The organism is Ruegeria sp. AH7 (assembly GCF_056541325.1).
Window position 1 is genome coordinate 19071 of record NZ_JBQFYF010000004.1, and the last position, 20603, is coordinate 39673.

The 20603-nt window shown below is 55.7% G+C and carries 18 protein-coding genes; 8 read left to right on the plus strand and 10 right to left on the minus strand.

What is annotated here, in order from left to right; genetic code table 11:
* The first annotated feature begins 82 nt into the window (after nucleotides 1-82).
* Complete coding sequence (locus tag ACR0JX_RS10645) at nucleotides 83-1816, plus strand: SulP family inorganic anion transporter (protein WP_480543779.1); 1734 nt, start codon at nucleotides 83-85, stop codon at nucleotides 1814-1816.
* 38 nt (nucleotides 1817-1854) lie between these two features.
* On the opposite strand, the gene nadC is transcribed toward ACR0JX_RS10645, so the two are convergent.
* The 9 genes from nadC to ACR0JX_RS10690 form a co-directional block, all read right to left on the minus strand.
* Nucleotides 1855-2727, minus strand: coding sequence for a carboxylating nicotinate-nucleotide diphosphorylase (gene nadC / locus ACR0JX_RS10650; protein ID WP_480543780.1), 873 nt, complete (start codon nucleotides 2725-2727; stop codon nucleotides 1855-1857).
* Nucleotides 2728-2730: 3 nt separating this feature from the next.
* The gene (locus ACR0JX_RS10655) at nucleotides 2731-4269 is read right to left on the minus strand and encodes an L-aspartate oxidase (RefSeq protein ID WP_480543781.1); all 1539 of its coding nucleotides are present in this window, start codon (nucleotides 4267-4269) and stop codon (nucleotides 2731-2733) included.
* Entirely contained in the window at nucleotides 4266-5237 is a 972-nt protein-coding gene (gene nadA / locus ACR0JX_RS10660) for a quinolinate synthase NadA (RefSeq protein ID WP_480543782.1), read from the minus strand. The genes ACR0JX_RS10655 and nadA overlap by 4 nt, the downstream gene beginning before the upstream one ends.
* Before the next feature lie 77 nt (nucleotides 5238-5314).
* Nucleotides 5315-6199 (minus strand): NUDIX hydrolase, encoded by an 885-nt coding sequence (locus tag ACR0JX_RS10665; RefSeq protein WP_480543783.1) that lies wholly within the window; start codon nucleotides 6197-6199, stop codon nucleotides 5315-5317.
* A 303-nt stretch (nucleotides 6200-6502) separates the two neighbouring features.
* The gene (locus ACR0JX_RS10670) at nucleotides 6503-7675 is read right to left on the minus strand and encodes an ABC transporter permease (protein WP_480543784.1); all 1173 of its coding nucleotides are present in this window, start codon (nucleotides 7673-7675) and stop codon (nucleotides 6503-6505) included.
* Between the two features lie 35 nt (nucleotides 7676-7710).
* Complete coding sequence (locus ACR0JX_RS10675) at nucleotides 7711-8853, minus strand: ABC transporter permease (RefSeq protein ID WP_480543785.1); 1143 nt, start codon at nucleotides 8851-8853, stop codon at nucleotides 7711-7713.
* Nucleotides 8850-9563, minus strand: a complete 714-nt coding sequence (locus tag ACR0JX_RS10680; protein ID WP_480543786.1) for an ABC transporter ATP-binding protein — start codon at nucleotides 9561-9563, stop codon at nucleotides 8850-8852. Before ACR0JX_RS10680 ends, ACR0JX_RS10675 begins: the two co-directional genes overlap by 4 nt.
* Nucleotides 9560-10378: an efflux RND transporter periplasmic adaptor subunit gene (locus ACR0JX_RS10685; RefSeq protein WP_480543787.1), complete on the minus strand. Its 819-nt coding sequence runs from the start codon at nucleotides 10376-10378 to the stop codon at nucleotides 9560-9562. Before ACR0JX_RS10685 ends, ACR0JX_RS10680 begins: the two co-directional genes overlap by 4 nt.
* A gap of 369 nt (nucleotides 10379-10747) precedes the next feature.
* The gene (locus tag ACR0JX_RS10690; RefSeq protein WP_480543788.1) at nucleotides 10748-11692 is read right to left on the minus strand and encodes a helix-turn-helix domain-containing protein; all 945 of its coding nucleotides are present in this window, start codon (nucleotides 11690-11692) and stop codon (nucleotides 10748-10750) included.
* 384 nt (nucleotides 11693-12076) lie between these two features.
* Here ACR0JX_RS10690 and ACR0JX_RS10695 point away from each other — a divergent pair, with 384 nt between their 5' ends.
* Genes ACR0JX_RS10695 through ACR0JX_RS10725 form a run of 7 tightly spaced genes read left to right on the plus strand, consistent with a single transcriptional unit; the run spans nucleotide 12077 to nucleotide 19551 of the window.
* The gene (locus ACR0JX_RS10695) at nucleotides 12077-13195 is read left to right on the plus strand and encodes an aromatic ring-hydroxylating oxygenase subunit alpha (RefSeq protein ID WP_480543789.1); all 1119 of its coding nucleotides are present in this window, start codon (nucleotides 12077-12079) and stop codon (nucleotides 13193-13195) included.
* On the plus strand, nucleotides 13192-14727 hold the full coding sequence (betC, locus tag ACR0JX_RS10700; protein WP_480543790.1) for a choline-sulfatase: 1536 nt from the start codon (nucleotides 13192-13194) through the stop codon (nucleotides 14725-14727). The genes ACR0JX_RS10695 and betC overlap by 4 nt, the downstream gene beginning before the upstream one ends.
* Nucleotides 14724-15518, plus strand: coding sequence for an SDR family NAD(P)-dependent oxidoreductase (locus ACR0JX_RS10705; RefSeq protein WP_480543791.1), 795 nt, complete (start codon nucleotides 14724-14726; stop codon nucleotides 15516-15518). Before betC ends, ACR0JX_RS10705 begins: the two co-directional genes overlap by 4 nt.
* The gene (gene kce, locus ACR0JX_RS10710; RefSeq protein ID WP_480543792.1) at nucleotides 15518-16450 is read left to right on the plus strand and encodes a 3,5-dioxohexanoate:acetyl-CoA acetone transferase; all 933 of its coding nucleotides are present in this window, start codon (nucleotides 15518-15520) and stop codon (nucleotides 16448-16450) included. The genes ACR0JX_RS10705 and kce overlap by 1 nt, the downstream gene beginning before the upstream one ends.
* Before the next feature lie 10 nt (nucleotides 16451-16460).
* Nucleotides 16461-17879 (plus strand): gamma-aminobutyraldehyde dehydrogenase, encoded by a 1419-nt coding sequence (locus ACR0JX_RS10715; RefSeq protein ID WP_480543793.1) that lies wholly within the window; start codon nucleotides 16461-16463, stop codon nucleotides 17877-17879.
* Nucleotides 17879-18619 carry an SDR family NAD(P)-dependent oxidoreductase gene (locus tag ACR0JX_RS10720; RefSeq protein ID WP_480543794.1) on the plus strand — a complete coding sequence of 247 codons (741 nt, stop codon included), beginning with the start codon at nucleotides 17879-17881 and terminating at the stop codon, nucleotides 18617-18619. The genes ACR0JX_RS10715 and ACR0JX_RS10720 overlap by 1 nt, the downstream gene beginning before the upstream one ends.
* On the plus strand, nucleotides 18619-19551 hold the full coding sequence (locus tag ACR0JX_RS10725; RefSeq protein WP_480543795.1) for a 3-hydroxyacyl-CoA dehydrogenase NAD-binding domain-containing protein: 933 nt from the start codon (nucleotides 18619-18621) through the stop codon (nucleotides 19549-19551). The genes ACR0JX_RS10720 and ACR0JX_RS10725 overlap by 1 nt, the downstream gene beginning before the upstream one ends.
* Here the strand turns inward: ACR0JX_RS10725 and ACR0JX_RS10730 are convergent.
* Nucleotides 19511-20557: a GlxA family transcriptional regulator gene (locus tag ACR0JX_RS10730; protein ID WP_480543796.1), complete on the minus strand. Its 1047-nt coding sequence runs from the start codon at nucleotides 20555-20557 to the stop codon at nucleotides 19511-19513. The two genes, ACR0JX_RS10725 and ACR0JX_RS10730, sit on opposite strands and share 41 nt — an antisense overlap.
* Nucleotides 20558-20603 lie beyond the last annotated feature (46 nt).

The window sequence follows — 20603 nt, forward strand, 5'->3', positions numbered from 1 at the left end:
AACCTTTTCCTGGATGCGCATCATAAAAGGGTTGGCTCATGCGTGAACCGCTGAGCCCATCTTCTTTCTTCTGGACGGGGCCATGACCCAACTTCTACGCCGCTACCTGCCAGTACTGGACTGGGGACGCAGCTACGATCACAGCGCTCTTTCGAACGATATGATCGCGGCGCTGATCGTCACGATTATGTTGATCCCACAAAGCCTTGCCTACGCGCTGTTGGCGGGCCTCCCACCGGAGGCGGGTATCTATGCGTCGATCGTGCCAATCTTGCTTTATGCTTTGTTTGGGACAAGCCGTGCTCTGGCCGTAGGGCCGGTTGCGGTGGTCTCACTCCTGACTGCTTCGGCAATTGGACAGGTCGCAGAACAGGGTACAGCAGGCTATACGGTCGCGGCACTAACGCTCGCCTTCTTGTCAGGTGGATTCTTGTTTCTTTTGGGGGTGTTCCGGCTGGGATTTCTGGCCAATTTCCTCAGCCACCCGGTGATTGCCGGGTTCATCACTGCGTCAGGCATTCTGATTGCGGCCAGCCAGATCAAACACATTCTTGGCGTTCCCGCCCAAGGACATACTCTGCCCGAGATGGTTGTGGCGACAGTATCCCATCTGAATGAATTGAATTGGATCACGCTTGTCATCGGAACAACTGCAACGGCGTTCCTGTTTTGGGTGCGCAAAGGCTTGCCGCTAATGTTGAACCGTCTTGGGGTTCCGGCGTTTGTTGCAGAGCTTGCCACCAAGGCCGGTCCCGTTGTCGCCGTTATAGGCACCACTGTTGCGGTTTGGGCGCTCAGTCTTACAGACGAAGGCGTAAAGGTCGTGGGGGTTGTCCCGCAAAGCCTGCCACCGCTGACCATGCCCAGTTTTTCCCCGGACCTCATCCAAGCCCTTCTAGTGCCAGCGATTTTAATTTCGATCATCGGATTTGTTGAATCTATCTCCGTGGCTCAAACTCTTGCGGCCAAGAAACGGCAGCGGATTGACCCGGATCAGGAATTGATCGGGCTGGGCGCGGCCAACCTTGGTGCTGCATTTACCGGCGGTTATCCCGTTACAGGTGGCTTCTCGCGCTCCGTTGTAAACTTCGACGCAGGCGCGGAAACTCCTGCTGCTGGGGCATTCACCGCCATTGGCCTCGCTATCGCCGCCACTGCGCTAACGCCGTTGGTTTACTACCTACCGAAGGCAACGCTTGCAGCGACAATCATTGTTGCAGTGCTGTCTTTGGTTGATCTCTCGATCCTGAAAAAAACCTGGAGCTACAGCCGCGCCGATTTCGTCGCTGTTACAGCGACGATTGTTTTGACCTTGTCGCTGGGGGTCGAGGTCGGGGTTGCTTCGGGTGTGATCATCTCTGTGCTGCTGCACCTCTACAAAACCTCAAAGCCGCATGTGGCCGAGGTGGGCCGCGTTTCCGGCAGCGAACACTTTCGCAACATCCTGCGCCACAAAGTCGAAACCGACCCGCGCGTGTTGAGCCTGCGCATCGATGAGAGCCTCTACTTCGTCAACGCTCGCTTTTTAGAGGACTTGATACAGTCTCGCGTTACCGAAGGCTGCAACATTGCCCATGTTATCCTGATGTTTTCTGCGGTCAACGAAGTGGATTACTCCGCGCTCGAAAGCCTTGAAGCGGTGAACGCACGTCTAAAAGACATGGGCGTTGGGCTGCATTTCTCTGAAGTCAAAGGGCCTGTAATGGATCGGTTAAGTCGCTCGCGCCTGATTGAGGACTTAAACGGGCATGTCTTTCTATCACAAAACGAGGCCTGGATAACCCTCACGGAACGCCCGCGCGCCGCTGCAGAATAGCAATAGGGCTAAAATCAGTTTTTCGGAGCGGGCTCGGGTTAAGAATTAACCGTAGCGACAAAATCCAGCCCGATGTCTAAACAAGGCGCACTGTGGGTGATCCAGCCCATCGAAATCAGATCGACTCCGGTTTCCGCTACTTCTCGCACACGAGCCGGGGTGATCCCGCCCGAGGCTTCGGCGATCGCCTGTCCATCGATCATCGCAACCGCTTTGCGAAGGGTCTGTGGATCCATATTGTCAAGCAGCACGGCATCAACACCAATCTCGAGAACTTGCGCAAGCTGTCCAAGGGTGTCGACCTCAATCTCAATTTTGACCATATGGCCGACACTCTGTTTCGCTTTGGTCAGAGCCTTGCCAATACCGCCTGCTATTGCAATGTGGTTATCCTTGATCAGCACAGCATCACTCAAGGAATAGCGATGGTTCATGCCACCACCTGCACGCACTGCATATTTTTCGAGCGCACGTAAACCGGGCGTGGTCTTACGGGTGCAGGTGATCGCTGCACCCGTGTCTTTCACCCGGCGCACCAGATCTGCCGTCACGCTGGCGATGCCAGAAAGATGTCCCATAAAGTTGAGCGCGGTGCGTTCGGCTATCAAAAGGCTGCGAGAGGGGCCTTGGAACGTTGCGATGACCGCGCCGGACACGACGAGATCGCCATCGTTTACATGACGCGTCACTTTGATTGCGGGATCGACCAATGCACAGGCCAGTTCTGCGCAATCCAGTCCAGCAATGCATCCAGACTGACGCGCACGAGCCACAACTTCAGAACTGTGATCCCCTGAAATGATAGCCGTTGAGGTTACATCGCCGGCAAGACCCAAGTCTTCCTCAAGGGCGCGACGGACTACAGGCTCCAGCATCATCCGGGGCAACGGGGCTAGGGGTGTGTCGGTCATAGTTCAAGCAGTCCTTAGAAGAGGTTCCTGGCAGATCGAACCTGCATGGGTGAGAATTTCGGTCAGTGTCATCTGATTGGCATGCGCCACGGATTCCGAATTTGGGAAATCGCTGCGATAGTGTCCGCCGCGCGATTCACAACGAAGATGCGCGAAGATCGCGACAGATAGCGCCACAAGCGCCGGATCAGAGGCGCACCCAGCGGAGTCAACCATGGGCAACAGGTTTGAAATGGCAGAGCGCAGCCCTGCCTCATTGCGGATCACACCTAGATGTCTTGAAACCAACGACCTGACCAAACCAAGATCGGGATCAGGTAGCCATTCAGGCTCAAGCGCGGTCCGAGGAATTTGGTTCTTACACCCGGCAATGCTGTGGGCAGCGCGACGACCCATCACCACAGCCTCTAGCAACGAGTTACTTGCAAGCCGGTTTGCGCCATGCAGTCCAGTGGCTGCGCATTCACCAATGGCCCAAAGGCCAGTCAGGGTACTTCGGGCGTTCCGATCAACCGCGATACCACCCATGTGGTAATGCGCCGCCGGGCGTACTGGTATCGGTTCGCAAACCGGATCAATACCATGGGCATTACATAACCCATAAATACTGGGAAAATGCTGCGCAAAACTGAACCCAAGTGTTGTGCGGGCATCCAGAAATACGCGGCCACCATCAGCGATGACTTGATGCACAGCGCGAGCAACCACATCGCGCGGGGCCAGTTCAGCACCCGGCATATGCGCCATGAAGCGCTTGCCGTTTTGATCGACAAGGATGGCGCCTTCACCCCGCACGGCTTCGCTGACCAGATACAAGGGCGTCTGCGGAGTATCCAAGGCGGTGGGATGAAACTGCACGAATTCCATGTCACGCAGTGCTGCCCCAGCGCGCGCAGCCATCATGACACCCTGCCCATAGCTGCCCGATGGATTGGTGCTGGCGTCGAATAAACCGCCGCACCCACCAGTCGCCATGACAACCTGAGACGTATGCAACACCTCTGCCTGACAGCCTTGTTGAACGTGAATGCCGGTGACACGCCCGTCAGTCGTTGTCAGCCGCCGAGCCTCGACATCTGTCAGGCAGGTGATCGACGGGCATTTCAGGGCTGCACGTGTCAAGGCAGATATGACCTCGGCGCCAGTGCGGTCGCCACCCACATGCAGTATGCGACGATGGGTATGTGCAGCCTCGTGCCCAAAGTCATATGCGCCATCAGCACTCCGGTCGAAGCAAACACCATAGCTTTCCAGCATGGTGATCGCCTCTTGCGCGTCGGCCAGAATGTCCGCCGCGACGGTCTTGTCGCACAACCCGTCTCCAGCTTGCAGTGTATCGGTCAAATGTTGCGCCGGATCGTCATCCGCGCCCAACGCGGCGGCAATACCGCCTTGCGCCCAAGCGCTGGAACTTTCCTGCCCCAGCCCTGCACGGGTGATCAGCACCACCGGTTGCGGGGCCAATTCCAGCGCAGCGATCAACCCGGCAATGCCACTTCCGATTATTGCAACCTGGCCATGAAGACCGTCGATCTGGATCATTTTACTGCCAACATCCGTTCCACTGAGCGGCGCGCATCTTCGGCAATGGCCGGGTCGACGGTGACTTCATAGCGATCAAGTTCCAGCGCTTCGCGGATATTGCGCAGACTAATGCGCTTCATGTGCGGGCACAGATTGCAAGGACGCACGAATTCGACGTCCGGATGGTTAAGCGCAACGTTGTCGCTCATTGAACATTCCGTTAGCAGGCAAACCCGCGCCGGTTTGTTGGCGTCTACGAAATCCGACATCACGGCGGTAGAGCCCGAAAAATCCGCCTCAGCAACTACCTCTGGCGGGCATTCAGGGTGGGCCAGCACCGTCACGCCCGGCCACGCTTCGCGCATGGCGCGCACGTCGTCAGGTGTGAACAGCTCATGCACTTCACAGTGCCCGCGCCATGCGATCAGTTCGACATCTGTTTCTTTAGCGACATTCTTTGCCAGATACTCATCAGGTATCATCAGAACGCGTGGCACCCCGAGGGACTCCACTATCTTCACTGCGTTGCCCGACGTGCAGCAGATATCCGATGCCGCCTTCACCGCTGCCGACGTGTTGACATAGGTGATCACCGGAACCCCTGGGTGGGCTTGGCGCAGCAAGGCGATGTCCTCGGGGGTGATGGAATCAGCCAGCGAACACCCTGCCCCTAAATCCGGAATCAGTACGGTTTTCTCAGGGTTCAGCAGTTTGGCGGTCTCGGCCATGAAATGCACACCCGCCAAAACGATGACGTCAGCATCGACCTCAACGGCTTCGCGCGCCAAAGCCAGACTGTCACCCACAATGTCGGCAACTCCGTGGAAGATTTCTGGCGTCTGATAGTTATGTGCCAGAATGACCGCGTTCTTTTTGCGCTTCAGTTCGAGGATGGCTTCCAAATTCTCTTCGAACAGCATCCACTCTGGGGGCGGGATGACCTGCTTAACCCGATCATAGAGCTCGGGCAGTCGAAAATCTTTCATTGGACACTCCATTTATACTCGATTCGAGTACATTCTGCATCTACTTATTCTCGTTTCGAGATTATGTCAATGGATTGTTAGGGTCTGGAGAGCGGCAATCTGACACCCGACAGCATTCGGGCCTCAAGAATGGCGGGGCGATATCGGAACAGCCGCGCCGGACGGCCGCTGGTGCCGCTGGACATTTCACCGGTTTCTTCAACCAGTTCTTGCTGGTCAATCTGGCGGCGGAAATTGGGTTTGTGCAGGTGCAGACCGGACAACGCTTCGACCGTGCGCTGCAATTGAAGCAGAGTGAAGCTTTCGGGCAAAAGTTCAAATACCACCGGAGAGTATTTGATCTTGGCCCGCAGGCGCGAAATGCCTGTCGCGAGGATGCGACGGTTGTCGGCTGCCATGGGTACACCGAATTCTGGCGTATCGACCAGCCCGGCCTCGTACATCAATTCATAGCGTTGCAGAACAAGCTCTTCGTTCCACGGTTTTCCATTTAGACCGAACAGATAATCGACACGCTGGACCTTTAGCGCATCCGCCGCTGCCCAGGCTGTGAGGCGGTCAGTGATAAGCGGAAGTTCCTTGGGGCTGTGGTCACGGCGATGATCCTCCCAGGGAAAGTACCGATACCAGCTGCGCCATGTCGGGCGTCTGGCCCCGGCTGCATCCTGCTCACGCACCAGCCCGAAATAGCTGATCGAAATACGCTGCGAGCTGGTGACCTCCTCAGATCGTGGATCACGATCCTTATCTGCGAAAGTATAGAGTTGCTCGAGATAACCTACTGGATGGCCGGTCTGTGCCTCGATCCAAGCGCGCAATCCGCTTTGCAAACTGCGATGAGAGGATTCGAAAGGCCCGGACGGCAAGGCCTCGCCACCCCGTAGGGTCATAACCCGCGGCTGATCATCCGTTACCGCCGTTAAGATGGCGATCAGTTCGGCAGGGGCTAGTCCACTTGGCAACGAAATTCCTGTGTATTGAATGTCTGACCACATTGGCTTCAATGTGCGTTCTAACGCAAATTCAATACCTTTGCTTGTGGAAAATGCCCGGCGAAACGTGCTCATTCAGAGAATTCAGCTCTGACCCAAGTGCTCGCCGAGCGCAGTTAGAAGCACCCAACAACTATCACCTAAGGCGGTTCCGAAAAACGGCTTCACGGGCAATTTTGTTTCAGGATGCACGAGATTAGCAAACCAGCGAGAGGTTATGTCATCGACATCAAGCAGCGGTACATTTGATAATCACAGAACAGAAGAAACCATCTAACGACGCCCTCTCAATGCGACAGCAATAGGCAGCCGAGCTGCAGCAATTGCGGGCACGACACCACCTATGACTCCGATGGCAAGACCAACCAATGCGGCCTCAATCATAACATCTCGACCAACCACAAGATGGAAGGCCAGCTTTGTGCCATTTGCGCCGATCGTACTTGCCTGCCAGCCGTTTATTGCCAGCCATGATACGGCAAGGCCCAAACCAATGCCCAAGGTTGAAAGCAATACAGCCTCCAACCAGGTCGCCACACAAGCCGATAATCGGCTAAACCCCAGTGCGCGGACGGTGGCGATTTCGATGGTTCGATCCGATACCGAGCTCATCATGGTATTCAGCGCCCCAGCAGTTGCCCCAATCGCCATCAAGATCGCCACTGGCCATCCAAAATACCGGACGAGTCGCGCCGTTCCCTCGGCCTGCCCAGCGTAGAGCTGAGCCTCGGTCAGAACCGAAAGTTGAGCTGTACTGAATTCAGAGGTGGCGCGGATTAGCCCGTCAAGCTTGTTGGCCTCCGTGAGAGAGAGCCGAAGACTTTGCACCTCACCCAAACGATCGAACGCCGCTGCCACAGCATCAATGTCGCCCCAAATCTCTGATTCCAAAGCACTTCCTTGGTTAGAGAAGTGTCCGACAACCGTCCAATCAACCGGACCGAGCCGAACCCGATCACCGACGTTCAAGCCAGGATAGCGGGCGGCCAGTTGCTCACCTACCATGATCTCACGCGTACCGGCTTTCATCGAGCGGCCGGAAACGAGCGTAACAACCGCGCGAATGCCCGGGCCAGTTTCATCCATCCCGCGTAGTGCCAGTGTTTCAGGTACCGCGTCGGGACTTTCTCGAAACTCGACGGGAACCACCAGTTCGCGCGACAGGACGGGTACATTTCGATCGTCGCGCAAGACGCCCAAATCGCCGCGCGTTGCCAGAAGTGCTCGCACAACTTCATTTGGGATATCAGAGTTGCCTTCCTGTCGTGTACCGCCGCCAAGGATAACAGCCACGTCTGATGATCCCGCGCTTTGCAACGTGATTTCGAACCCCCGCGCCATGGCAAGAAAGCCGCTTAGAACGCAGACCACAAGCGTGATTGACCCGACCATAGACAAGGAAATGGCCTGCCTGCGCGGAATACTGAGAAAGGTTGCACGGCTCATTGCAATGATTTGTCGAAAGGATGAAGGCATCGGGCTTACCTCGTTCTGAAAGCGGAAAGGATTGGCGTTCGCATGGCGGTCAGCGCGGGCAGTGCCCCGGCGACGAGACCAAGCAGGAAAACCAGTGCGGCTGCGCGCAACAGGACACCCGGATCAAAAACCAGCCCCAGAGCGGGCGGCAAGGCCAGGCTGGCAAGCTTCGCAAGTCCCAATCCGATGGTACCGCCGAGCAGGAATATAAAAAGGGCCTCAGCCAAAACCATCAGCAGGATACGCGATGGCGAAAACCCCAGGGTTTTCAGCACACCGACCTCAAAACGACGCTCGCGCAAGGCGAAGACCATTGTGTTGATCACGATCATCAAAAGCGTCACGAAAGAGGCGCTCACAACCAGCGTTACAACATGTTTGATGTCTGCATATTGGCTGAGGAACGCACTGAGGAATTGCTTTTCTGATAAGGTGCGCGTGGGTGCCGCAGAGTTGGCGAATAACGCGTCTATACGCGGTGCCAATTCCTGCGGTGCAACTCCTGGTTCTGGACGAAGCGCGGAGGTGGACACGGTATCTTTGCCCCGTGCGCGGCCTTCGTTGATGTAGCGATACTGGGCAAGGATAAAATACGTATCTGTGCTGGCACTTTTACCATCAAAAATTGCGGCAATCTCAAACGGCCAGTCACGGCTTCCATCATGTCTTTTGGTGCGGAAGGCCGAAACCGTCAGTCGGTCTCCGACCTTCCAGCCCTGAGCCTCGGCAAGGGCGCGCCCAACAAGCACCCTATCCCGCCCGGAGCCCAGCGCATCAATCATAGACTGACTCAGTCCGAGATCACTACCGCTGACGGCCAGCAACTTGTCGGGCTGACCTGCGCTGACCGCGACCACATTGCGCTCATCGCGAACGCTGCCGCGCAACCGTGTGATGGGGCTGACTTCTGCAACACCAGCTACCTTAGCGATGCGCGGTAGATAGGCCACGGGCAAGGGCTGACTTCGACCGGCTGAGTGCATTACACCAAGCAAATCGTCGCTGGCGGCGGCCGTGCCCTGTGATCCGGCAATAAAACTGGCGGTCAGACCGTAGATGAAAAAAGCCACTACGACGGAAATGACCAGCAATATGGAACGCAGTGGTTTGCGTAGCGCGCTTTTGCGAGTGAGACCAAAGAATGTCATGCCATCACCCGCTCACGCTCAATAAACACGCCTTTATCAAGATGCAGTGTACGGCCCGCGACCTCGGCAGCCTCGGGGTCATGGGTGACCATCACGATGGTCTTGCCAAGCTCCCGGTTCAGGTATTCTAGCATTGTCAGTACTTCATCGGCGGATGCGCGATCCAAATCCCCGGTCGGCTCGTCACAAAGCAAAAGAGTTGGATCAGACACAATTGCGCGTGCGATTCCGACGCGTTGTTGCTGCCCACCGGACATGCGCGCAGGATTTTGCCGTCCGCGCCCGGCCAGACCCACGAGATCGAGTATTTTCTCAACCCGCTCGCGCCGCATAGAAGCAGGGATCGGTTTCAGCAGCAGCGGAAGTTCCACGTTTTCTTCGGCCGTTAGCATCGGCAGAAGGTTGTAGAATTGGAACACGATCCCAAGATGGTGCGCACGCCACGCTGAACGGGCGGCCTCGCCCATATGGTCCAGCCTTTGGCCTGCGATCCAGATCTCACCAGTATCTGGCCCGTCAAGGCCGGCCAACAGGTTGAGGAGCGTTGATTTCCCGGAACCCGATGGCCCCATCACAGCAACAAATTCACCTTTTCGGATGGTGAGATCGAGGTTTTCGAATATTGGAACGCTCGTGCCACTGGTTTGAAAGGTCTTGCCGATACCGTGCAGTGTGATGAAAGATTTGTTGGTTTCTGAATTGGTACTCATGGGTTAGCTCCCGGTTCTATTTGGGTGTGCATCGATGATGAAGGCAACGTGATGTTGACGCGTGCTGCCATGCCTGGCCGCAGCCCGGCTGGCGGATCGATCGGTTTAAGGCGCAGCTCAACCGTTCCTTTGGCGGCATTCACCAATGGCGCTATGCGTTGAACCGAAAAAGTGAAGGGTTGATTGGGAAAGGCGTCCAGAACCGCCTCACCGATGAGATCATCGCTTAGGTCAGTAATCGCTTTTTCTATCACATCAGCATCGATGACCAACTGGCCCAGATCAGCAATTTTCATCAGACCGATTCCGTCATGTATCGCATCGATACGGTCCAGAACGGCATCGCCTACATGAGCGGAAAGATGTGTCACAGTTCCCGCGATCGGCGCACGCACGGTCAGATCGGCAACGCGTTCTTCCGCGACGCGTACAGCGAACTCGGCCCTGTTAAACTCGGCTTTGGCGTGTTCGACCCGGTTGGCCGCCATGCGCGCAGCCGTTTGTGCATCTTCCAACCGACTACTTGGAACCGCCCCCCTTCGGCTGAGCTCGGCCTGTCTCTGCAGTGTCGTATCAACCTGTGCCCAGGAAATACGTGCAGCAGAAAGCGCCAGTTTGGCGACATAACGCGAGAGCTGCGCGCTTTCCAACGCGAACCTGGCGTCTTTGTCCTCGATAACAAGTACCGGTTGGCCCAAACGAACCGTATCTCCGGGTTCAACAAGAATATCCGCTATCAGCCCACTATGTTCGGCATAAACAACGGCTGAGGATTGTGCGGCGACGTAGCCGGAACCAGTGATTTCTCGGATCATGGGTGCTGAAGAAGGAGCAGGTGAGTCTAAGACGAAACGCTGCGGCGCAGCTCCAACTGACGTATTCGGCACGTCAGACTGCAACAGAGTGCGCTGCGCGCCATCAGGCAGAAGAGCAATTCCCAGACCGGCCGCAAACAACAACACAGATGTTAAACTTGCCAAAGACAGCTTGGAAAAGCGCCGCGATGACCTGCCCGATGCAATTGGCGCCGGATACGCTGAAAGCTCTCTCAGCGTCTCGGACATCTTACTGTTTTGATCGGTGACTGTTTTCATGTCACCAGAATTTGTCGCATCCCGCGAACCCGCGACCTCTAACGCGATCTAGGACGTTCGAAATCGCGATTCAGTCAATTCCAAGCGAGGTCAGCGCGCCACTTTTGACGTGGACCCTTTTGATTTGCGCCATTCAAGCGGCGTTACGCCTGTCACACGTCGAAACTCTCGGTTGAAATTAGATTTTGTCTCAAAACCAACTTCGAACATGATCTCCGTTACCGAACGTGTGCTGTTCTCCAGCAGTTCGCAAGCCTCAGCGATACGGTAGCCGTTGACGTATTGTGAGACATTGTTTCCCGTCATCCGGTTGATTGCCCCCGAGATTTGCCTCGACGGGACAACCGCCCGGCGGGCGAGGCGCGCAAGGTTTAGATCGGCGTCCCGATAGATATGTGTTTCGCTCATCAAACTCTCGATGTTTGCCATGATCTCTTGATCATCAGCAGAACCAGAGAGTGACGATGGCGCAGTTGTTGGGGCGTGTGTTGAGCTTTCACCCGTGGCTCGACCACGACTGGCCACTGCGGTGGCCATTGAAAGAAAGAGCAGAGTTGCGACATTACCAACCGAGACGAGCTGCGGCAAATGACGGGCATTCATGATCGCGATGTCAACAGTGATAAGCGTGTCAACCACTGCAGAGAATATCAAGACAAGTGCCGCAAAAACCAAAGCACGGTGAACCAGTCCCGCAGATTCCAGCGCCGTCACCCGAAGTGCATCTGCCCCGGATCTCAGCAGAAAAAGTATAAGAGCTGCATAGACAAGGAACGTTACGATAATAATCACGTCCAGCGCAGCGGGCCAGAAAGCCATCGAAAACAGGACCATCAAAAGTGGAAGACTGTGCGGCGCAATCGGATAGAGTTTCCCAACCCGCCGTGGGCCGACCAGTTGCAACGAGCCGAAGTAAACCAATGGGGCCATTACGGTCGCCAGCAGTGGCGAAAGGAAGCGGACCCATTCAACACCATACCCGAAACGCAATCCGATCAACATGGACTGCAAAGCCGCACATATGATCAACAGCATAAATGCTGAGTTCTTGGGTTGATCATTCTCCCGCCGGGCGATGCTGACAAAAAGCAGTACCAGTAAGATTGTGACAACAAAAGGCAGCGGTACAAAGATCATAGCGCAGAGATAACTCGTCATGCTTGAATAGAATGATTGCTGACAAAAGATGAGGCACCCAGCGCCAATGGTCTAGACCTCAACACAATGTTTCATGACGATGCTTCAGATCTTGGCAACTGTATTTTTCAGACTTCTCGTAAACAAAGCCCATTGAGATTGATCCAAATTCACAGACTCTTCCTTTGTTGGATGGCTATTTTTGTAATTATTTTGGCGAAAAATGCTAAGTTTCGTTCCACCGCTTCAATATCGTTTTTTCAAATCCGGGAGGATGAATTGATGGACATCGCGGCAATTTCAGATGGCTATGACGACAATCCAGCGCGTTCGAAATCATTGAGGGCAGAAGCCTATACCGAGCCAAGATGGTTCGACACTGACCTAAAGTCCGTGATCGGCAAGACTTGGCAATGGGTCTGCCACGTTGAAAAAACACGTGATCCGGGGGCCTATGTCACAGTTGAGATCGCGGGCCAGCCAATTGCGGTTGTACGTGACAAAACTGGCGTACTGCGTGGGTTTTATAACGTCTGTAAACACCGTGCTCATGAACTCCTTTCAGGCGAAGGCACCACAACAAGGATTATGTGCCCTTATCATGCATGGGTCTACAAACTGGATGGGCAGTTGGTGCGCGCGCCACATACCGAAAATCTCGTCGATTTCGACGTGAACGAAATTTGCTTGGACGAGGTGCAGGTTGAAGAGTTCTGTGGCTTCGTTTTCGTCAACCTAGACCCAAACGCCATCCCGTTGGCAGAGCAGTCTGGCAATCTTGAGATCGAAGTGCGCCATTGGGCCCCTGATGTAGATCAGCTGACCTTTGGCCACCGACTGACATACGACATCAAATCGAACTGGAAGAATGTCGTCGATAACTTCCTGGAATGTTACCATTGCCCCACCGCGCATAAGGATTTCTGCGATCTGGTAGACATGGATACCTATAAGGTAACAACCCACTCCATCTATTCCAGCCACATGGCCGATGCAGGTCAACACGCAAATTCAGCGTATGACGTTGCCAATGCCACAGTCAAAACCCACGCGGTGTGGTGGCTCTATCCAACGACCTGCCTGATGCGATATCCGGGGCGGTCCAGCATGATCGTCCTTAATATCATTCCAGTTGGGCCGGATCGGACTTTGGAAACCTACGATTTCTTTCTGGAAACGCCCGAGCCTGACGCAATGGAGCTTGATGCCATCCGATATCTGGATGAGGTTCTTCAGGTCGAAGACATCGGTCTGGTCGAAAGTGTGCAGCGCGGTATGAGCACGCCTGCCTTTACCCAAGGGCGCATCGTGCATGACCCTGATGGATCGGGAAAATCCGAACATGCGGTGCATCACTTTCACGGACTGCTTCTGGATGCCTACACCAAAGGTGCCGCGTGACGCAGCCCAACATACTCGTGATCATGGCAGACCAACTGGCGCCACACTTCACCGGAGCTTACGGGCACAAAACCTCTAAAACGCCGCATCTCGATGCGCTTGCTGCGCGTGGTATGCGGTTTGATGCGGCCTATTGTAATTCACCTCTTTGTGCGCCCTCGCGCTTCGCCTTCATGTCAGGTCAGCATATCAGCCGTATTGCGGCCTATGACAACGCGTCAGAGTTCAAGGCATCCATCCCGACCTTCGCCCATTATCTGAAAATGTTGGGATATCGGACCTGCCTGTCAGGCAAAATGCACTTTATTGGCCCTGACCAGATGCACGGATTCGAAGATCGCGTGACCACTGATATCTATCCATCGGATTTTGCCTGGACCCCGGACTGGGAAGCACCCGATGAGCGGATCGACAAATGGTATCACAATATGCAGACCGTCAAGGAAAGCGGCCTGGCACATGCAACATTTCAGATCGACTACGACGATGAGGTCGCCTTTACCGCAAAACGGTGGCTCTTTGATGCAGCGCGCGACAAGGCGGCGGGCAACGCGGCACCCTTTGCGATGGTTGCCAGTTTCATTCACCCGCATGACCCTTATGTTGCCCGGCCCGAGTGGTGGAACCTATATTCCGACGACGATATCGAGATGCCGGACTTTGTGCCCGCGCTTGAAGATCAGGACCCGTTCTCACGCAGGCTGTTGGATGGGATCGAGGCGTCTTACGTACCACTGACGGATGAGGAAGTGATCCGCGCGAGACGCGCTTACTTGGCCAATGTCAGCTACTTTGACAGCAAGATCGGTGAACTTGTTCAGACCCTCGAAGAAACTGGGGAACTTGAAAATACGATCGTGATCGTGACCGCAGATCACGGCGATATGTTGGGTGAACGTGGTCTTTGGTACAAGATGAACTTCTTTGAGCATTCCGCGCGCGTGCCGCTTGTGATGGCAGGCCCTGGCGTAGTGATTGGGACGGCTCAGAACGCGGTCTCGCTTGTAGACCTCCTCCCCACCTTCATCGACATCGCTGGTGGCGATCTATCGATGCTGGGCGAACCGATAGACGGGCGCAGCTTGATCCCTTTGATGAAGGGAAAAGACGATCCTGTGGACGAGGCGATTGGCGAGTACTGTGCCGAAATGACCGGCTACCCCGTCATCATGATCCGGCGTGGGCCGCTCAAGTACATCCACTGCGATAGTGATCCCCCTCAGCTCTACGACCTTGGCCGCGATCCCAAGGAAACGCAAAATGTCGCCGCAGACCCGGGTTACACAGATGCCGCAGCCAGCTTTGCCAAAGAGGTCGCTGAACGATGGCATGGCGAAACGCTTCGAAAGCAGATCATAGCGACGCAAAGGTCACGACGGGCTCTGCATGCTGCTATGGAAGCCGGAGCATGCGAGTCTTGGGATTACAACCCGCCCGCTGACGCCAGCCAGCAATATGTGCGCAACCACATGGATTGGACGCTTGCGGCCAGCAGGTATCGCTTCCCACCCCGGAAGGACCAAGATCAATGATGTTAAAAGGAAAAATCGCACTGGTGACGGGTGCGCGCGGTGGAATTGGCCGCGCGATTGTAGCGCGGTTTTTGAAAGAGGGTGCGACGGTCTACGCAGCCGACCTGACGCCCCAAGGGTCACTGGAAAAGCACGACGACGACGGCAGTCACTTTGTGAAACTCAATGTCACCCTGGAAGCGGACGCCATCGCCGCAATGGACATCGTCGGCGCGGCCCATGGCAAACTGGACATCCTAGTAAACGCGGCGGGTATCGAGATCGAAAAGACGGTCGAAGAAACCACGCTTGAGGAATGGAACCAAAGTTTCGCGGTTAATTCTACCGGCACGTTCCTGACCTCAAAATACGCGCTGCCTTTGATGCGAGCAGCAGCAAAGTCTGGTAGCAGCGCCAGCCTGATCAATTTTGGCTCCTATGACGGGTTCATCGCTGACCCGGGACTGGCTGCCTATTGCGCGACGAAAGGGGCGGTCCACGCGCTTACGCGCGCCATGGCCTGCGATCACGGCCCAGAAGGCATTCGGGTCAATGCGGTTTGCCCTGGTTACATCGATACGCCCATGTTGCAGAGTTTCTTCAACGGCGATGGCTCGGGCGGTGGCGGAGGCAATATCGAAACCCTGCAAAAAGCAGTGCGCGACGTGCACCCGATGCGCACTTACGGCACACCGACGGATATCGCCAATCTGGTGAACTGGCTTGCCTCGGACGAGGCGCGCTATGCGTCAGGCCAACTATGGGTGCTGGACGGAGGTCTGTCGGCGCAAGTGCAACAGATGAAGCTCTGATGCCCAGGCCCGTTATCATCACCTGCGCACCGACCGGTGGCATTCACACGCCGTCGATGTCGCCTCACCTGCCCATCACGCCATCTCAGATTGCAACAGCAAGCATCGAGGCGGCAGAGGCTGGCGCGTCGATCATCCACCTGCACGCCCGTCACCCTGAGACGGGTAAGCCCGACCCACGGCCGGAGCTATTCGGCCAGTTCCTGCCTGTCATCAAGCAGGCGACTGGTGCGATCATCAACGTTTCAACTGGAGGCGGGCTGGGAATGTCTATCGACGAACGGCTGTTGGCGGCCACGTCTGCGAGCCCAGAGATGGCCAGCCTGAACATGGGCTCAATGAATTTCGGGATCTTCCCGATGCTTCAGAAATACACCCAATTCCAGCATGATTGGGAACGTCCATTCCTTGAGATGACCGAAGACTTCATCTTTCCCAACACGTTCAAGACGATCCGCTACGCTATCGAAAAACTCGGCGGAGATCATGGCACGAAGTTCGAGTTTGAATGCTACGATCTTGGCCACCTCTACAACGTTAAATGGTTTGTCGATCAGGGGATCATCAAACCGCCATTCTTCATTCAGATGGTGTTTGGAATTTTGGGCGGCATCGGGGCTGACCCCGACCATTTGGTCCACATGCACAACACAGCCGACAAGCTGTTCGGATCAGAAAACTACGAATGGTCCGTGCTGGCCGCTGGCCGCCACCAGATGCCATTCGCCACGCAAAGCGCCATGCGTGGCGGCAACCTACGCGTCGGGCTAGAGGACAGCTTATTTATTAGTAGAGGCGAACTGGCCAAATCGAATGCCGAACAGGTGGCACGGATCCGCACGATAGTTGAAAGCCTTGGCCTCACAGTTGCATCCCCTGCAGAAGCGCGCGCACGGCTTGCCCTCAAAGGTGGCGATCAGGTCGGGTTCTAGGGAGGACAACATGCAAACGAAAATGCTGATCAATGGCGAAATGGTGGACGGTACGGGCGAGGCGCTTGATGTCGTGAACCCCGCAACGGGTGAGGTCATCGGGGCCGTGAATGAAGCCGGGTCAGAACAGGTCGAAGCGGCTGTTCGCAGCTCTGCCGAAGCCTTCGACAGCTTCGCAGGCATGCCTCCTGCTGATCGCGCCGCCATTTTGCTGCAGATCGCTGATATCCTCGAAGAACACAGTCAGGAACTAGCAGAATTGGAAAGCCTTGATGTCGGCAAACCATGGCCCTCGGCCCTTGATGACGAAATGCCGCTAACCATCGATGTCTTTCGTTTCTTTGCCGGTGCCGCACGCACAATGACGGGCTCAGCCGCCGGAGAGTACGTGGCCGGGCATACATCGATGATCCGTCGTGATCCCGTGGGTCCGGTCGCCGCCATCGCACCATGGAACTATCCTTTGATGATGGCCTCCTGGAAGTTGGCGGCCCCTATCGCCGCCGGTTGCCCGGTCGTCCTGAAACCGTCCGAGATAACCCCTCTGTCTACCCTTCGCATGGCGGAGCTGCTGCAAGACGTCCTTCCCAAAGGGGTGTTGAATGTGATCCACGGGCGCGGCCCAACTGTTGGCGACGCCCTCATCAACAGCCCGCAAATGGAAGCCATCAGCGTCACAGGTTCCCCCGCAACGGGCATGGCGGCGATGCGGGCAGCTTCGCAGCAAATCCGGCATGTCCACCTTGAACTGGGCGGGAAGGCACCTGTGATTGTCTTTGATGACGCTGATCTTGAGGCCGTAGCCGAGACCATTCGCTTTGGGAGCTATTTCAACACCGGTCAGGACTGTGCCCAACCCTGTCGGGTGATGGTCGCTGCCAAAGCTTATGACAAGCTCGTCTCAGCCATTGAAGGCCAGGTCAGCCAAATTCAGATCGGCGCTCCAAAGGCGGAAGGCACCGAAATGGGGCCATTGGTCTCTTTGGCGCAAAGGGATCGCGTTGCAGGCTACGTCGAACGAGCGCGCGGCGCTGCTGAAATCGTGACCGGTGGTGCCGAGGTTGACGGACAAGGTTTTTTCTACCAACCAACCGTCATCGCCAATGTCGACAACAATGCCGAGGTCGCCTGCAAGGAAGTATTTGGTCCAGTTGTGACAGTTTCGCGGTTCGAAGATGCGGACGATGCTCTGAGGATTGCAAACAGCGGTTCTTACGGTCTCGCATCCTCGGTCTGGACGCGTGATGTCGGCCGGGCCATGCAGATGACGTCGAAACTGCGCTATGGCTTCACTTGGGTGAATACGCATGGGGTTGCCACACCGGAAATGCCTTGGGCCGCGATGAAAGGGTCCGGCACTGGAAGCGATATGTCTGTTTATGCGCTGGACGCCTATACCGCGATCCGCCATGTGATGGTGGCGCACTAATGCGGCTGGCTGGCAAACGCGCTTTTGTTACGGGCGGCAAGCAAGGGATTGGTCGCGGAATTGTTGAGGCTTTTCTGGCTGAAGGGGCTGCTGTTACGACCTGCGGGCGCGGCCCACAACCTGATGATCTGCCAGAGAATGCAATTTGGCACACGCTGGATGTGTCCGACCCTGATGCAGTTGCACAAATCGTCTGGACAATCGGCGGCACCGATATCCTGGTCAACAATGCGGGCGTGCAGGTCGAAAAGTCCGTAGTCGACAGCACAGACGAAGATTGGAACCGGGTGATGGGCGTCAATGCGCGCGGCGTGTTCAACTGTTGTCGGGCGTTCATCCCACACATGCCTTCGGGATCGGCGATTATCAACATCGGTTCGATTTCTGGAACTGTCGCGGACCCATCAATGGCACTATATAATGCGTCCAAGGCCTTTGTGCATGGGCTGACCCGCTCAATCGCTGTCGATCATGGCCCCGACATTCGCTGCAACGCCATCTGCCCCGGCTGGATCGAAACGGGCATGCTGGATGCAGGTTTTGATTTGGCAAATGATCCAGCACGAGCCAAACAAGACGCGCTCGCCCGGCATGCGGTTAGACGCTTTGGCAGACCGGCGGATATCGCTGCTATGGCTGTTTGGCTCGCCTCTGATGAGGCGGGCTTCGCAACCGGGCAGCTGTTCACTGTTGATGGCGGCATGACCGCAGCCTCACCCCTTAATCCGGGACTATTCTGATGACAGAGATTAATCATACCGCCGTCCTTGGGGCTGGCGTTATCGGTGCAAGTTGGGCCGCACTCTTCCTCGCTGCGGGTCGTAGTGTCACTGTCTTTGACCCCAGCCCAACCGTTGAATCTGACGTGCGTGACTATATCGAAAAAGCATGGCCCGCCCTTGAAGAGCTTGGATTGACGACGCGTGCAACACCCGATGCCATTCGCTTTGTTGCGAACGTAAAAGAGGCTGTGCGCGACGCGCAATTCGTTCAGGAAAACGTCCCGGAACGACTGCCCATCAAACACGCGACCTACAAAGATATCGAAGCCGCTCTCACACCAGATGTGATCGTTTCCAGTTCCACCTCGGGTTTGACGCTCGAAGCATTGCAGGAAGGCTGGCAAGATCCGAGCCCTCTGATCCTTGGCCACCCATTCAACCCACCCCATCTGATCCCACTGGTGGAACTCACTGCTAACACCGCGACGAAAGCGGATGTCTTGGACCGAACAGAAGCGTTCTATGAGGATATCGGCAAAGTCACGATCCGAATTCGCAAAGGTCTTCCGGGCCACGTTGCGAACCGCTTGCAGGCCGCTGTATGGCGCGAGGCAGTACATATGGCCATCGAAGGCGTCGCCAGCGTCGAAGACATCGACAAAGCCATGTGGGCAGGACCCGGTTTGCGTTGGGCCGCAATGGGCCCGACAACGCTCTTTCACCTCGGCGCGGGCGAAGGTGGGCTCAGGGCCTTTTGCGCGCATTTCAAGGACACGTTCAACGGCTGGTGGGATGATCTTGGGGATCCCAGACTCAATGACGATGTTATCGAACTTTTGGTCGATGGAATGTCAGCACAATCCAAGGGCCAAAGCACCGCAGACCTATCTGCTCAACGAGATCGAATGCTCACTGCGTTGCAGACAGCGACCCGGCACCTTCGCTCTTGATGTCAGGCTGGTACATGGGCCAAGCACGGAACTCGAACGGCACCCGCCCAGCCACCCGATCCGCGCTTGGTGCCAAGCCGAAACGTTGATGATAGGCCCGGCTAAAGTTCACTTGGCTGTTGAAACCAGAGGCCGCAGCAATCTCACTTAGCTTCAACTCAGTCTGTGTGACCAAACCACGTGCCCGATCCAGCCGGATATCACGATAGTAAGCCACGGGTGATCTATGTACATATTGCTGAAACAGGCGGCTGAGTTGCCGCTGTGAGGTTTGCAATCGCTCCGCAATCTCGGGGATCGACAGGGTGTTTTCCAGATGGGCTTCCACCAAATCAATGGCGGCGCGGACGACGCCAGATGTTACATAGCCCATGGGTTCAACAACCTTCGGGTTTTGTGATTGATCTTCACCCCTGACATTGTGATGAAAAAGGTAGCGTGCTGTCGCGTTGGCAGTGCTTTCACCCGCAACTTTGTGCACGAGTTTCAGCCCCATATCCGTCGAAGCAGTGCCGCCGCAACAGGTGAACATGCGACCATCCAGTACAAACATGTTCTCAGAAACCGTGGTGTTGTTTGCAATTTCGATGAAGGCATCAATGTGCTCATAGTGAACTGTTGCGGTCTTACCCTTAAGCAATCCCGCCATTGCCAAAATGATCGCGCCGGTGTCCAACCCGCCAATGATGACACCCGATCCAGCCCATCGTTGAAGCAGTGTGCGAAGTTGGCGCGACGCGTGCCGTTCGGGTGTCCAACTGGAACTAACCAGGATCATCCAGGGCTCGGATCGTTCGACCTCTTTCAACGGCTTGGTGCAAACGACCATCCCATTGCTGGCTTCAACTTCGCCACCGTCTTTGGAAACGAAAACCCAATTGAACTTCGACGCTCCGCTCAGATAATTCGCGATGCGGAACGGATCGATAAATGCAGAAGTCGCCGAGACATTAAAATGCGGCGTTACAAAAACGATGATTTCAAGCTGTGCACCTGACATGGCCATTTTTGTAAAGCATCGTCCGAATTCGTCAAACGAACTTCCATGGAAT

Excerpts from the sequence above, each read along its gene's own strand:
- ACR0JX_RS10645 (WP_480543779.1), top strand. The coding sequence starts at position 83 with ATGACCCAACTTCTACGCCGCTACCTGCCAGTACTGGACTGGGGACGC.
- nadC (WP_480543780.1), bottom strand. The coding sequence starts at position 2,727 with ATGACCGACACACCCCTAGCCCCGTTGCCCCGGATGATGCTGGAGCCT.
- ACR0JX_RS10655 (WP_480543781.1), bottom strand. The coding sequence starts at position 4,269 with ATGATCCAGATCGACGGTCTTCATGGCCAGGTTGCAATAATCGGAAGT.
- nadA (WP_480543782.1), bottom strand. The coding sequence starts at position 5,237 with ATGAAAGATTTTCGACTGCCCGAGCTCTATGATCGGGTTAAGCAGGTC.
- ACR0JX_RS10670 (WP_480543784.1), bottom strand. The coding sequence starts at position 7,675 with ATGAGCCGTGCAACCTTTCTCAGTATTCCGCGCAGGCAGGCCATTTCC.
- ACR0JX_RS10675 (WP_480543785.1), bottom strand. The coding sequence starts at position 8,853 with ATGACATTCTTTGGTCTCACTCGCAAAAGCGCGCTACGCAAACCACTG.
- ACR0JX_RS10680 (WP_480543786.1), bottom strand. The coding sequence starts at position 9,563 with ATGAGTACCAATTCAGAAACCAACAAATCTTTCATCACACTGCACGGT.
- ACR0JX_RS10685 (WP_480543787.1), bottom strand. The coding sequence starts at position 10,378 with ATGATCCGAGAAATCACTGGTTCCGGCTACGTCGCCGCACAATCCTCA.
- ACR0JX_RS10690 (WP_480543788.1), bottom strand. The coding sequence starts at position 11,692 with ATGCTGTTGATCATATGTGCGGCTTTGCAGTCCATGTTGATCGGATTG.
- ACR0JX_RS10695 (WP_480543789.1), top strand. The coding sequence starts at position 12,077 with ATGGACATCGCGGCAATTTCAGATGGCTATGACGACAATCCAGCGCGT.
- ACR0JX_RS10705 (WP_480543791.1), top strand. The coding sequence starts at position 14,724 with ATGATGTTAAAAGGAAAAATCGCACTGGTGACGGGTGCGCGCGGTGGA.
- kce (WP_480543792.1), top strand. The coding sequence starts at position 15,518 with ATGCCCAGGCCCGTTATCATCACCTGCGCACCGACCGGTGGCATTCAC.
- ACR0JX_RS10715 (WP_480543793.1), top strand. The coding sequence starts at position 16,461 with ATGCAAACGAAAATGCTGATCAATGGCGAAATGGTGGACGGTACGGGC.
- ACR0JX_RS10720 (WP_480543794.1), top strand. The coding sequence starts at position 17,879 with ATGCGGCTGGCTGGCAAACGCGCTTTTGTTACGGGCGGCAAGCAAGGG.
- ACR0JX_RS10725 (WP_480543795.1), top strand. The coding sequence starts at position 18,619 with ATGACAGAGATTAATCATACCGCCGTCCTTGGGGCTGGCGTTATCGGT.
- ACR0JX_RS10730 (WP_480543796.1), bottom strand. The coding sequence starts at position 20,557 with ATGGCCATGTCAGGTGCACAGCTTGAAATCATCGTTTTTGTAACGCCG.